This window comes from Geodermatophilus sp. URMC 64 (assembly GCF_053502555.1).
This window is the reverse complement of sequence record NZ_CP199955.1, coordinates 2268017-2280849: the sequence shown is the minus strand read 5'-3', so window position 1 is coordinate 2280849 and position 12833 is coordinate 2268017. Positions and strand designations below refer to the sequence as shown.

The window sequence follows — 12833 nt, the reverse complement described above, 5'->3', positions numbered from 1 at the left end:
TAGCAAGAGAATCAGTCCATCGGCTGATTTTTTTGTATCCGGCGTCACACCGTCACGCCGGCCCGCACCAGCTCGTCGATCGCGGCGTCGTCGAGCCCCAGCACGCCGGCGAGCACCTCGCGGGTGTGCTGGCCGAGCGCGGGCGCGGCGGCCGCCGGCGTCATGTCCGACAGCGAGGTCACCCAGGGCACGCCGGGCAGCGTCCGCGGGCCGATCTCCGGGTGGTCGTGGCGGGTGAAGTGCCCGCGCGCGAGCAGCGGTTCGGAGCGGTAGACCTCGTCGACGTGCAGCACGTGCTCGGCCGGCACCCCGGCAGCGCGCAGCGCGTCGGCGGCCTTGGCCGCGTCCTGGCCGGCCGCCCACTCCCCCACGACGGCGTCGAGCGCGTCCTCGTGCACCCGCCGCGCGCGCAGGTCGGCGAAGCGGGGATCCGCCGCCAGCGCCGGCCCGCCGATCACCGTCGCCAGCGCGGCCCACTGGGCGTCGTCCTCGACGGCGACGGCGAGCCACTCGTCGTCCCCGCTGCAGCGGTAGACCCCGTGCGGGCTGCGCTCCTCGTCGCGGTTGCCGATGACCGGCACCGCCGAGCCGACGGCGGCGTGCAGCACCGGCCACGGGAACGCGGCGAGGCAGGCCTCGAGCATCGCGGTCTCGACCCGCGTGCCCACGCCGGTCAGGCGCGCCTGCCGCACGGCCGCCACGGTGGCGATCGCCGTGTGGACGCCGGCCATCGGGTCGGGCAGGGACATGACGAAGTCGGCGGGTCCGCCGGCGACCGGGCCGTTGGCCGCGGCGGTCCCCGACAGCGCGTCGATGAGCGAGCCGTAGGCCATGTGGCCGGCGTAGGGCCCGGTCTCGCCGAAGCCGGTCATGGAGACGGCGACGATCCGCGGGTTGAGCGCGCGCATCTGCTCCCAGGGCAGGCCCATCCGGGCCAGGGCACCGGCGGCCATGTTGTCCACGACGACGTCCGCGGTGGCCACCAGCCGGCGCAGCAGGTCCATGCCGCGCTGCTCGCGCAGGTTGAGCGCGACGCTCTTCTTGCCCTGGTTGTACTGGTTGAAGTAGCCGGAGCGGTCGATGCCGGGGACGTCGTCGGCGTACGGCGGCAGCAGCCGGGTGACGTCGACCCGGGTGGTGGTCTCGATCCGGATCACCTCGGCGCCCAGGTGCGCCAGCTGCATCGTCGAGAACGGGCCGGCCCACACCCACGTCAGGTCGAGGACCCGCACCCCCTCCAGCGGCCGCCGCGCCGGCGGGCGCCCCTGGTGCCGCGGCGCCGGCGCCTCGGCCCACAGCTGCCCGGCCGCGGCCTCGCCCAGCCGCGGGGCCGGACCGCGCGGGGCCGGCCCGCCGCCGCCGAACCGCCAGGCCGGGCCGGGGACCGGCAGCTCCGCCGAGCGGCTGCCGTCGGTGAGCCGCACGGGGCGCAGCGAGTCGCGCTCGCGGAGGTGGTCCCACGCGAGGACGTCGGCGCCGGAGTGCACCGGCGCGGCCGGGACGCGGCCGGCGTGCGCGGCGGCGAGGAAGTCGGCCAGGGACCAGCCGGCCAGCGCCTCGCCGAGGAAGACGTCGAGGACGTCGGAGTTGGCGTCGCGGTCGGCCATCGTCGCGAAGATCTCCAGGCCGCCCCACTCGGGGTCGCCCAGCAGCTGGACGAGCCGGCGGTACTCCTCGTCCTTGGTGCACTGGATGAGGACGACGCCGTCGGCGCAGTCGTAGAAGCCCCACGGCCCGACGCTGCGGGTGCCCTGCCGGGCGGGCAGGCTGCCGGTGTAGCCGTACCGGGACAGCGCGGTGGCCAGCACGCTGCTGACCGCCGCCTGCGCCGAGACGTCGATGCGCTGGCCGCGGCCGCTGCGGTCGCGTTCGACCAGCGCGCCGAGCAGGGCCAGCACACCGCCGCACGCGGCGTGCACCGAGGCCAGCTCGCCGCGGTAGCGCAGCGGCCCGGCATCGGGGTCGGACAGGCTCCACGTGTTGACCGCCAGCAGCCCGCCGACGGCCAGCGCGAGCAGGTCGTCGGTCGGGTGCGGCCCGGAGCGCCCCACCCGGCCGAACGTGGACAGGTCGACGACGAGCAGGTCGTCGCCGCGCCGGTCGAGCAGGTCGTCGGGGACCCAGTCGGCGCCGTCCCTCGTGCTGCGCAGGACGACGTCGGCCCGGCCCACCAGGCGCTCGAGCTCGGGGTCGTCCGGCGGCGCGACCACCACCGACCGCTTGCCGGCGTGGAAGTAGGCCGCCGACGCGGACAGGTCCCGGTTGGGGATCCCCGCGACGAACGGGCCGAGCGAGCGCAGCGGGTCACCGGCGACCGGCTCGACCTTCACCACCTCGGCGCCGAGGTCGCACAGCAGCCGGCCGGCGTAGGCGGCGGCCAGCGCGTCCCCGCACTCGAGCACCCGGATCCCGGCGAGCGGCAGCCCGTCAGTTGACTCCATCGTCAATTCCCTCCGACGGGCGCGACGGTACCTGCCGGAGGGGCCGGGCGGGAACGCCCGCGCCGGGATCAGGCGGAGGGGACGGCCTCGGGCCGCGCCTTCGCCGCGGCCCGCTCGCGGGCCGGCTCGTCGGCGCCGATGGCGCGGATCCAGACCAGCGTCAGCATCTCCAGCAGCGCGTCGCGGTCGAAGTCCTTGCCGAGGTTCATCCAGACGTAGCAGACGTGGTCGACCATGGCGCCGAGGACCTCGGCGGTGAGCACCGGGTCCAGCGAGGGATCGGCGATGCCCTGCTCCTGCTGGTGGGCGATGCCGCGGGCGGCCCGGTCGACGAACGCCTCGCGGACCTGCAGCCGCAGGGTCTTCAGCTCCGGCGTGAACGTGCCGACCTGCTCGATGAGGGCGATGATCCGCGCCCGCGGCCGGTAGGCGTCGACGAAGCGCTCCATCGCGGCGAAGGCTCGCTCGTACGCGGTCGCACCGGCGCTCGGGTGGTCGCCGTGCAGCGCGACGAGCATCTCGCCGACGACGCGGGTGGCGACCGCCTGGAAGACGGCGTCCTTCGAGTCGAAGTACGTGTAGAAGGTGCCCTGGGCGACCTTCGCCTCGGCGACGATGTCGGCGACGCGGGTGTCGAGGAAGCCGCGGCGCTCGAAGACGCGGGCGGCGGCGTCGAGCAGGGCGGCCTTGCGCGCCTGCCCCTTCCCCGTGAGGGGACCGGTCTCCCGGCGCTCCTGCTGACCGATGCTGGGCACGGCCCCGGCGCCGTGGGAACGAGGTGCGACCACGACCCGTCCCTCCCTCCTGCCGACATGCACGTGTGCGCGCGCCCATCGTCGCGCGGATCGCCCGCGATGGTAACGATCCACACCCGTCCGCACCTGGCCGCGAGCGCGACCGGCCTCCCATCGGGTGAGCCCGTGCTTTGTGACCCACGTCACGAACCGACGACGCCGAACCACGCTACCGTGCCGAGCATGAAAAGTGACACCCGCGTCACTAAGTTGCTCGGGATTGACGTCCCCATCCTCTCCGCGCCCATGGGCTGGGTGGCGCGGCCGGACCTGGTCGCGGCCGTCTCCGAGGCCGGCGGCATGGGGCTCGTCCCCGGCTCCCTCGCCGTCGAGCAGGTCCGCGCCGACATCGCCCGCACGCAGGACCTGACCGACAGGCCGATCGGGGTCAACATCCCGATCGCCTTCGCCAAGGACCCGGCCGTCGTCGACGTCGTGGTGGACGCCGGGATCCGGTTCGTCACCACGTCGGCCGGCTCGCCGGAGAGGTACACGCCGCTGCTCAAGGACGCCGGGCTCATCGTCTTCCACGTCGTCCCGACGCTGCACGCCGCGCGCAAGGCCGTCGACGCCGGCGTCGACGGCCTGGTCGTGGAGGGCGTCGAGGGCGCCGGCTTCAAGAGCCCGCACGAGGTCGCCTCGATGGTGCTGCTGCCGATGATCACCCGGTCGCTGGACGTGCCGGTCGTCGCGGCCGGCGGCATGGTCGACGGCGCCTCGATGCTCGCCGCGTTCGCGCTCGGCGCCGAGGGCGTGCAGATGGGGACCCGGATGCTCGCCTCCCTGGAGTCCGGCGTCCACGGCAACGTGAAGGACGCCGTCGTCCGGGCCACCGAGACCGACACGGTGCTGCTCAACCGGCACAACCGCAAGCCCATGCGGGTGCTGCGCACCGACCTGGTCAGCCAGGTGGAGGCCGACCTGACCGACCCGGTCCCGCTGCTGCTGAAGGTGCGCGACACCTACGAGGGCGGCGACCTCGGGGCCTCGCTGCAGCAGCTGGGCCAGGTGGCCGGCCGGATCGGCGAGATCCTGCCGGTCGGCGAGATCGTCCGGCGCACGATGGCCGAGTTCGAGGAGCTGCTGGAGCAGCTCGCGGCGCGCCATCTCGGCGACGCACCCCGCGCCGTCCCCACCGCCGTCCCGGCCTGAGCCCGCGCGTGGCCGGGACGGTGCGGCTGCGCCGTCCGTACTACGGCTGGGCGGTCGTGGCCGCCCTCGGGGTGGTGCTGGCGGTCACCGTCGGCATCTCGTTCTACGGGGTGTCGGTCTACCTCGAGGCGCTCACCCGCGGGCCGCGCGCGTTCTCGCTGGCCACGGTGTCCGTGGCGACGAGCGCTTTCCTGCTCGTCGGCGGCGTCGCGGGCGTCGGGGTGGCCGCCCTGCTGGACCGGGCGGACGTGCGCTGGGTGCTCTGCGCCGGTGCCGTGCTCGCCGGCGCGGCGCTGTGGGCGCTCGGCTCGGTGCGGACGCCGGGGCAGCTCGTCCTCGCCTATGCCGCACTCGGCGTCGGCTTCGCCGCCACCGGCACGATCCCGGCGAGCGCGCTGATCGCCCGCTGGTTCACCCGGCGGCGGGCCGTGGCGATGTCGCTGGCCTTCACCGGGCTGCCGCTCGGCGGTGCGGTGCTCACACCGCCGATCGCCGCGCTCGTGCAGTCGCTCGGCGTCGCGGGGGCGGCCCCGTGGCTGGCCGGCGCCTACGTCGTCGGCGTCGTCCCGGTGACGCTCGCCTTCGTCCGTCCCGGACCCGAGTCCCGGGGCGCCTGGCCGGACGGCGACCCGGCGCCGCCCCCGCCCCTCACCGACGGCGGGGAGGGCGTCGGGCAGGCGCTGCGCACCGGCTGGTTCTGGGTGGCGACCGCGGCCCTGACGCTCGGCATGCTCGGCCAGGTGGGCACGCTGTCCCACCTGTTCAACGCCGTCACCGAGCGGATCGACGCCGTGGTCGCGGCGGCCGCGGTGAGCGTCATGGCGCTGGCCAGCCTCGCCGGCCGGGTGCTGGGCTCGGCGGTGCTCGGCCGGGTGCGGCTGACCGTCACCACGGCGGTGCTTCTGGGCCTGCAGTGCGTGGCGACCCTCGGCATCGGTGCCGCGCCGTCGACGGCCGCCGTCGTCATCTGCACGGCGACGTTCGGGCTGACCATCGGCAACATGCAGGTGCTCCACCCGCTGCTCGTGGCCGAGCGGTTCGGCGCCCGCTCGTTCGGGCGCATCCTGGCGCTGTCCAACCTCGGCGTCAGCGGCGGCATGGCCTTCGGCCCGCTCGTCGTCGGCGCGGTGCGCACCGGGTCGGGCAGCTACCAGTGGGCGATGGCCGCCGCGGCCTGCTCGGCGGCCGCCGGCTCGGTGCTGCTCGTCCTCCTGCTGACCGCGGCCCGCCGCACCCGGCCGGCTGGTGCACCGGAGCCGTCCGTACTTGACGTCAACGTCAGGTAAAGAGGTACTGTCTGCCCACCGATTGTCCGCACCCGGGAGGCGACCATGCGCTCGTTCCAGGACGTGCACGAACTCCTGGCCGCCGAGGGCGAGGACCTCGGCGTCAGCCCGTGGCGCGAGATCGCGCAGGACCGGGTCGACGCCTTCGCCGACACCACCGACGACCACCAGTGGATCCACGTCGACCGTGAGCGCGCGGCGGCCGGGCCGTACGGCGGCACGATCGCGCACGGCATGCTCACGCTCTCGCTGGTGCCGGTGATGATCGGCGAGGTCGTGTCGGTGACCGCCACCTACGGGCTGCACTACGGCTTCGAGAAGGTGCGCTTCACCGCGCCGGTGCCGGTGGGCAGCCGCATCCGCGGCCGCGTGACGCTCCTGCGCACCGCCCCGGTCGAGGGCGGCACCAAGGCCACGTTCGGTGTCACGGTCGAGGTCGAGGGCGCCGGGAAGCCGGCCTGCGTCGCCGAGGACACGATCGTGTGGCTGGCCTGATGCGGCCCGCCGCCGCGTCGGTCGGGGTCGGCCCGGGTCCGGAGCAGCAGCTGCGGCGCAACGCCGGCCCGCAGACCGGCCGCGGGCACGCCCGCAAGGCCGAGCTGCTCGAGGCCGCGCGGCGGGTGTTCGAGCGGCAGGGGTTCCTCGACGCCCGGGTCGCCGACATCGCCGAGGAGGCCGGCGTCAGCCAGGGCACCTTCTACACGTACTACGACTCCAAGGACGCGATCTTCCGCGAGGTGGCCGCCGAGCTGGCGGCCCGCATGATCGCCGCGCTCAAGCCGGAGGGTCCGCGCCCGGCGTCGGTGCACGAGCAGATCGAGCGTGCGATGCGCCGGTTCGTCGCCGCGTACCGGGCCGAGGCGCGCCTGGTCGTGGTGGTCGCCCAGCTGGGTCAGTCGACGCCGGAGGTCGCCGCGCTGCGGCTGTCGGTGCGCGAGGCCTTCGTCGCCCGCACCGCGCACGGCATCCGGATGCAGCAGGCCCAGGGGCTGATCGACCCGGACCTCGACCCGTGGCTGGCCTCGGAGGTGCTCGGCTCGATGGTGGACCACACCTGCTGGGTGTGGCTGAACCTGGGCAAGGACTTCGACGAGGAGGCCCTCATCGCCACGATGACGCTGGTGTGGGCGCGGGCCCTCGGGCTGCGCGAGCCGGAGCCGCCGCGGCCGGCGGGGCGGGCGTGAGCGGCGAGCTGGACGACCGCGTCGTCCTGGTCACCGGCGGGGGTCGCGGGCTGGGCCGCGCGCACGCGCTGGCGCTCGCCGCCCGGGGCGCGGCCGTGGTCGTCGACGACACCGGCGCCGAACTCGACGGCCGCGGCGGGGACTCCTCCGTCGCCGAGGCGGTCGCCGCGGAGATCCAGGCCGCCGGGGGCACCGCGGCGGCCGTGAGCGCCGACGTCGCCACGCACGAGGGCGCGCAGGCGGCCGTCGACGCGGCGCTGGAGGCGTTCGGCCGGCTGGATGCGCTCGTGGCCAACGCCGGCATCCTGCGCGACCGCACGTTCGCCAAGATGGCGCTGGAGGACTTCGACGCCGTCGTCCGGGTGCACCTGTCGGCGGCCGCGTACTGCGCGAAGGCGGCGTGGCCTGCACTGACGGCGTCGGGCTCGGGCCGCGTCGTCCTCACCAGCTCGGCCAGCGGGCTGTACGGCCAGTTCGGGCAGGCCAACTACGCCGCGGCGAAGATGGGCCTGGTCGGCCTGGTCAACGTGCTCGCGCAGGAGGGCGCCCGCGCCGGCGTGCTGGTGAACGCGATCGCGCCGGTGGCCGCGACCCGCATGACGGAGCCGCTGCTGCCCGAGGCGGCGCTGCGCGGGCTGGCACCGGACCTGGTCCCCCCCGTCGTCGCGCACCTCGTGTCGGAACGGTGCCGGCAGAGCGGTCTCGTCCTCGAGGTGGGCGGCGGCCGGGTGGCGCGCGTGCAGGTCGTGGAGTCCGACCTCGAGGAGCTGCCGGCCGACGACGACGGCGTCGCCGCGGTGGTCGACACACTCGCCGGCGTCGACACCGGCACGCCCTTCCCGACGTCGAACGACGCGCTCGCCCGCCTCCTGGCGATCGCCGAGCGCAACGGCCGCTCGTAGCCGGCGACGCGGGGCAGTGCCGTCACCGGCCACGCTCGCCCCGACCGGTGAGGTGCGATGAGTCCTGCGGCATGCGGCGGTCGTACGGGCAGGGCTGACACCGAGGAGCGATCGTGATGCGCAGGGTGACCTATTCCATGGGCGTCTCCCTCGACGGCTACGTCGTCGGGCCGGACGGCACCTTCAACTGGACGGCACCCGACAAGGACCTCTTCGGCTTCGCCACCGACCAGCTGAAAGAGGTCGGGGTGCACATCCTGGGACGGCGGCTCTACGAGTCGATGCTGTACTGGGAGACCGCCGAGCAGGATCCGTCGCTCGACGAGCTGTTCGAGCAGGCCGGGATCGCCGCGGGCTTACGCCTCGAGTTCGCCGCGCTGTGGAAGGCGCTGCCCAAGGTGGTGTTCTCGACGACGCTGTCAGCGGTGCAGGGCAATGCCCGCCTGGCCTCTGGCAGCCTGGCGGAGGAGATCGAGCGGCTGCGAGCCGCGCCCGGGGACGGCGACATCGCGATCGGCGGCGCGACGCTCGCCGCCGAGGCTGCGGCATCGGATCTGATCGACGAGTATCGGGCCAGGGTGTACCCGGTGCTGGTCGGTGGTGGCATCCCCTTCCATCCCCAGCGCGGACGCCGGGTGGATCTCGAACTGGTCGAGACCCGCCCCTTCAGCTCGGGGATCGTCTACCTCCGCCACCGCGTGACGCGCTAGCCCGGCCGGGGGGGCCTTCGGGTCGCTCACCCGGGCGAGTCGACGGCGTTCTGCTGCCGCAGCAGCTCCAGCAGCCGCGCCGCCGTCTCCGGCGGCAACGGCGGGACCGGGAGCACTCCCCCGGGGTGCCCGGCGCGCTCGTCGAGCCATCGGCAGTAGAGCCAGAACAACTCGTCCCGCTCCAGGCACTCGCGCCTGCGACGCGCCAGCTCTGCCCGGTCCGCGTCGGTCAGCCACCGGATCGTCACGGCTGCCTCCTGGCCACTCGGGCTGACGAACGCGATCGGCGCCGCATCGCAGAACAGCGTGATCGTGCCCTCGCCGGACGCACCAGGCGAGCGTAGGGCGCGCGAGCAGCGTCCCGCAGGTCACTCCCACTGCGGAGGTCCGAGGTCCGCCGCGGGTCGCGCCTCGATGCACCGTCCACGACCATCTCGGCCCGTCGCGCGGGTCAGCCGTCGACGAGCGCGAGCAGCTCGTTCTTGCGCACCTTGCCCGTGGGATTGCGCGGCAGGGCCGGCAGCACGTGGTACTCGACCGGCACCTTGTAGCCGGCCAACCGCGAGCGGCACATCGCCTCGAGCTCGGCAACCGCCGGCGCGGGCGCCTCGCGGTGCTCGACGAAGGCCACGACGACCTCGCCCCACGACTCGTCCGGCCGGCCGACGACGGCGGCGTCGGCGACGCCCGGGACGTCGGTGAGCACCGCCTCCACCTCGGCGACGTAGATGTTCTCGCCACCGCGGACGATCATGTCCCGGCTGCGCCCGCCGAGGAACAGGTAGCCCTCCTCGTCCAGCCAGCCGCGGTCGCCGCCGAAGAAGTACCCGTCGTGCAGCGCCGTGGCGGTCAGCTCCGGCATGTCGAGGTAGCCGGTCATCACGCTGTCGGTCCGCGCGGCGATGTGGCCGACGACGCCCGGCGGGCACTCGGTGCCGTCGTCGTCGAGGATCCGCAGGTCGACGCCGAGGATCGGCTGGCCCACCGACCCCAGCAGGTGCTCCTCGCCGGCCAGCGCGCGGCGGTGGTCGTCGGGCCGCAGCAGGGTCTGCAGGCCGGACTCGGTGCCCGCGCCGAACAGGTTCCAGAAGTCGCAGTCCGGCCACCGCTGCAGCGCCCGCCGCAGCAGGCTGGGCGGCATCGGCGCCGACCCGTACTGGAGGGTGTCGAGCCGCTCGTGCTCGCCGGGGCCGCGGTCGACCTCGAGCACCTGCTGGATCATCGTCGGCACCAGGAAGGCGCCGGTGAGCAGGCCCGAGCCGATCGCCTCGGCGACCACCTCCGCGTCGAACTGCGGATGGATGAGCGACGTGGCGCCGTGCGCCGCCTGGACGAACACGATCACCCAGCCGGCGATGTGGAAGATCGGCGAGGCGGTGTAGCGGACGGCGCCGGGCCGCGGCCGGGTCTCCCCGCCCAGCCACATCATCGTCTTGAGCATGCGGTGGGACTGCACGACGCCCTTCGGCAGCCCGGTCGTGCCGCTGGTGAACATGATCCCGAGGACGTCGTCGTCCCCGAGCGCCACCTGCGGCTCGACGTCGCGGCCCTCGGCCACCAGGACCTCGACGTCGTCCTCGAGGGAACCGTCCAGCGACCACAGCCGGCAGTCGCCGGGCAGGGTCTTCACCACCGACCGCGCCGTCTCGACGTAGCGCCCGCCCACGAAGAACCACTCCGGCTCGGCCCGCCCGAGGATGTTCTCGATCTCGAAGGGCGCCAGCCGGTAGTTCACCGGGACGTACGTGGCGCCCAGCTTGAAGCACGCGCCGAGCAGCTCGGCGTAGTCGAAGGAGTCGGTGTCCAGCAGCGCGATCCGGGTGCCCGTGCGCACGCCGCGGGCGGCCAGGGCGTCGCACAGCCGGTTGATCCGCTCGTTCACCTCGCGGAAGGTGCGGCCGCGGCCGTCGGTCGCCACCCAGCACAGCCGGTCCGGCCACCGCCGCGCGGCGTGGGCGAAGAGCTGGCCGATCGGCCACGGGGACGACGTCACCGGGAGACCTCCGAGGGCGGGACGAGCGGGAAAAGGGGACGGTCCCCGGGACCGGCGCGATGCCGGCCCCGGGGACCAGTGGGCTCAGCCGCTGATCGCGCGCTCGGCGACCGAGGTGTCGAGCTCGATGAAGCCATCCTCGTTGACCGGGGCCAGGGTGCCGTCGTCCTGGACCTGGAAGAAGATCGCCTCGTGGCTGCAGGCGCCCGGGCGGCCGGGCCACTGCTCGCCGTCGCAGGTCACCTTCGGGCCCAGGTAGGTCTGGAAGTCCTTGACCGCCTGCATCGCCTGGTTGACCGAGTCCGCGGTGATCTCCCCGTCGATGCCGGAGAGGATGTTCGCCAGGTTGATGATCCCCGCGAACGAGTACAGCGAGCGCGCGCTCTGCTCGTCCTCGTACCCGACCGCCTCCATGGCCTCGGCGAACTCGTCGAGCTGCTTCTGCACACCCTCCGGCGCGTTGTCCCGGGACAGCGGCACCCACAGCCGCGGCTGCACGATGGCGCCCTCGGCGTCACCGCCCAGCTCGTCGATGAACTGCGAGCAGGAGCCCATGAACGTCGTGCCCTCGAAGCCGGACTGCTTGATCGCCTGGACCAGCCCGGTGCAGGCCTCCTCGGGCAGCGCGATGACACCGGCGACGTCGGGGTCGCTGGCCAGCTCGGTCTGCGCCAGCACCTGGTAGTTGAGGTTGTCCACCGTGGTGTAGACACCGGTCACGTCGACGCCGAGCTCGGCGCCCAGGGGCTTGACCAGCGCGTCGACGTAGCCGTGCGAGGACGGAGCGTCGGTCACGGCGAGCGCGGCGGTCTTGGCGCCGTCGTTGGCCAGCGCCGTCACCATGCCCAGCGCGCTGGTCTCCAGCGGGCCGGAGAAGTAGTAGGCGGTGCCGTACGGGGCCGCCTCGGCGACGCCCTGGCCGGCGAGCAGGCCCACGATCGGGATCTTCGCCTCGGACAGGATCGGCACCATCGCGCCGATGCTCGTGCCGTCGTAGGCGTCGAAGACGACCGGGGCGTCACTGGTCACGAAGTGGTTGGCGCAGCTGACGCCGGTCTCCGGCGTGCCGTCGCCGGAGCAGACGTCCAGCTCCAGGGGCCGGCCGTTGATGCCACCCAGCTTGTTGTTGACGTACCACTCGGCGGCCTCCGCCCCGTAGGTGCTCTGCGGGTAGGCCACCGCGCCGGTGTCCAGGGACTGCACGCCGATGGTGAGCGGGTCCCCCTCGAGGCCGCCGCTGCTGTCGGCGCTCGCCTCCGGCTTGCTGCACGCCGAGGCGAGGAGCAGCACGGCGGCGGCCGCGGCTCCGGCGCCTGTCGTCAATCGCTTCATGGATGACTCTCCTTCGAGTCGCTGGGGCGCTGCGGTCGATGCCCGGCGCCAACCTCCGTGGTTGACGTCACAGTCGGCAGCTTGGTCGAAAGTGACGCTGACGTCAATGGTCGATTCAGACCGTGTCCGTGCCGTGATCCGGAACGATCCGGGCCGCTGGTCCGGACTCGGACCGGGCTCAGCCGGCCAGGGCCGAGGGCCCGGCGCCAGGGCCGCCGGCGTCGTCCGCGAGGAGCCGCCGCACGTCGCCGAGGGCGGCCAGCAGGCAGCCGGTGAAGGCGTCGCCCCGGTCCAGCATCAGGTGGTGGTGGGCCCCCGCCACGGTGTACTGCGGCACCGGCCGGCCCCACAGCCGGGCGAGGGCGGCCGCGGCGTCCTCCCCCACCAGCGAGCTGTGCTCGCCGCGGACGACGGCGACCGGGCACCGCACCCTGGCGAGGGCGTCGGTGAGCCCCTCGGGCCGCGCGACGACGTCCCAGATCGCCGGGTCGACCTTCCAGGCCCAGCCGCCGGCCACCTCGCGGAGCGACCGGGCCGCGACGTAGTCGAGCACGGTCCGGTCGGCCACCGGCTGCGGCGGCTCCAGGCGGAACCGGGCCACGGCCTCGGCCACCGACGGGTACACCCGGGTGACGCGCCGCCGCACCGCGACGTCCGCCGGCCGGTCCGGGGGCTCCACGATGGAGTCGGCGAGCACCAGCGCCGCGACCGCGTCCGGGGAACGAGCGGCGGCGCCGGCCGCCACGAGCCCGCCGATGCTGTGGCCGGCCACGAGCGCCCGGCCGCCGCAGACGCCGTCGACGACCGCCAGCACCTCCTCGGCCCAGCCCGCCATCGAGTAGCTCGCCCGCCGGCCGCTGTCCCCGTGCCCCGAGAGGTCGACGGCGACCACGTCGAAGTCGCCGCGCAGCGCCGGGACGGTGGAGTGCCACCAGCCGGCGTGGGCGGACGTGCCGTGCACCAGCACGAGCGGGAGCCCGCCCGGCGACGGCCACCGCTCCCAGGCGACGGGGGTGCCGTCGACCGGCACGGTCCCCCG

General features: G+C 74.4%; 12 protein-coding genes. 6 read left to right on the top strand and 6 right to left on the bottom strand.

Annotation, left to right across the window (positions count from 1 at the left end; genetic code table 11):
- Positions 1 to 44 precede the first annotated feature (44 nt).
- Positions 45 to 2441 (bottom strand): CoA transferase, encoded by a 2397-nt coding sequence (locus tag ACWIYF_RS11185; protein WP_448628203.1) that lies wholly within the window; start codon positions 2439 to 2441, stop codon positions 45 to 47.
- Positions 2442 to 2509: 68 nt separating this feature from the next.
- The gene (locus ACWIYF_RS11180; protein WP_448628202.1) at positions 2510 to 3229 is read right to left on the bottom strand and encodes a TetR/AcrR family transcriptional regulator; all 720 of its coding nucleotides are present in this window, start codon (positions 3227 to 3229) and stop codon (positions 2510 to 2512) included.
- Between the two features lie 189 nt (positions 3230 to 3418).
- Here ACWIYF_RS11180 and ACWIYF_RS11175 point away from each other — a divergent pair, with 189 nt between their 5' ends.
- The 6 genes from ACWIYF_RS11175 to ACWIYF_RS11150 all read left to right on the top strand — a co-directional run bounded on the left by ACWIYF_RS11175 (position 3419) and on the right by ACWIYF_RS11150 (position 8469).
- Positions 3419 to 4387: an NAD(P)H-dependent flavin oxidoreductase gene (locus ACWIYF_RS11175; RefSeq protein ID WP_448628201.1), complete on the top strand. Its 969-nt coding sequence runs from the start codon at positions 3419 to 3421 to the stop codon at positions 4385 to 4387.
- Positions 4388 to 4395: 8 nt separating this feature from the next.
- Positions 4396 to 5673: an MFS transporter gene (locus tag ACWIYF_RS11170; protein WP_448628200.1), complete on the top strand. Its 1278-nt coding sequence runs from the start codon at positions 4396 to 4398 to the stop codon at positions 5671 to 5673.
- Positions 5674 to 5718: 45 nt separating this feature from the next.
- On the top strand, positions 5719 to 6168 hold the full coding sequence (locus ACWIYF_RS11165) for a MaoC family dehydratase (RefSeq protein ID WP_448628199.1): 450 nt from the start codon (positions 5719 to 5721) through the stop codon (positions 6166 to 6168).
- Positions 6156 to 6857, top strand: coding sequence for a TetR/AcrR family transcriptional regulator (locus ACWIYF_RS11160; protein ID WP_448628198.1), 702 nt, complete (start codon positions 6156 to 6158; stop codon positions 6855 to 6857). Before ACWIYF_RS11165 ends, ACWIYF_RS11160 begins: the two co-directional genes overlap by 13 nt.
- Positions 6854 to 7759: an SDR family NAD(P)-dependent oxidoreductase gene (locus tag ACWIYF_RS11155; protein ID WP_448628197.1), complete on the top strand. Its 906-nt coding sequence runs from the start codon at positions 6854 to 6856 to the stop codon at positions 7757 to 7759. Before ACWIYF_RS11160 ends, ACWIYF_RS11155 begins: the two co-directional genes overlap by 4 nt.
- A 116-nt stretch (positions 7760 to 7875) precedes the next feature.
- The gene (locus tag ACWIYF_RS11150) at positions 7876 to 8469 is read left to right on the top strand and encodes a dihydrofolate reductase family protein (RefSeq protein WP_448628196.1); all 594 of its coding nucleotides are present in this window, start codon (positions 7876 to 7878) and stop codon (positions 8467 to 8469) included.
- A gap of 26 nt (positions 8470 to 8495) precedes the next feature.
- On the opposite strand, the gene ACWIYF_RS11145 is transcribed toward ACWIYF_RS11150, so the two are convergent.
- The 4 genes from ACWIYF_RS11145 to ACWIYF_RS11130 all read right to left on the bottom strand — a co-directional run bounded on the left by ACWIYF_RS11145 (position 8496) and on the right by ACWIYF_RS11130 (position 12824).
- Positions 8496 to 8717: a hypothetical protein gene (locus ACWIYF_RS11145; RefSeq protein WP_448628195.1), complete on the bottom strand. Its 222-nt coding sequence runs from the start codon at positions 8715 to 8717 to the stop codon at positions 8496 to 8498.
- Between the two features lie 203 nt (positions 8718 to 8920).
- Entirely contained in the window at positions 8921 to 10462 is a 1542-nt protein-coding gene (locus ACWIYF_RS11140; RefSeq protein ID WP_448628194.1) for a class I adenylate-forming enzyme family protein, read from the bottom strand.
- A gap of 84 nt (positions 10463 to 10546) precedes the next feature.
- On the bottom strand, positions 10547 to 11794 hold the full coding sequence (locus ACWIYF_RS11135; RefSeq protein WP_448628193.1) for an ABC transporter substrate-binding protein: 1248 nt from the start codon (positions 11792 to 11794) through the stop codon (positions 10547 to 10549).
- A 178-nt stretch (positions 11795 to 11972) separates the two neighbouring features.
- Positions 11973 to 12824, bottom strand: coding sequence for an alpha/beta fold hydrolase (locus ACWIYF_RS11130; protein ID WP_448628192.1), 852 nt, complete (start codon positions 12822 to 12824; stop codon positions 11973 to 11975).
- Positions 12825 to 12833 lie beyond the last annotated feature (9 nt).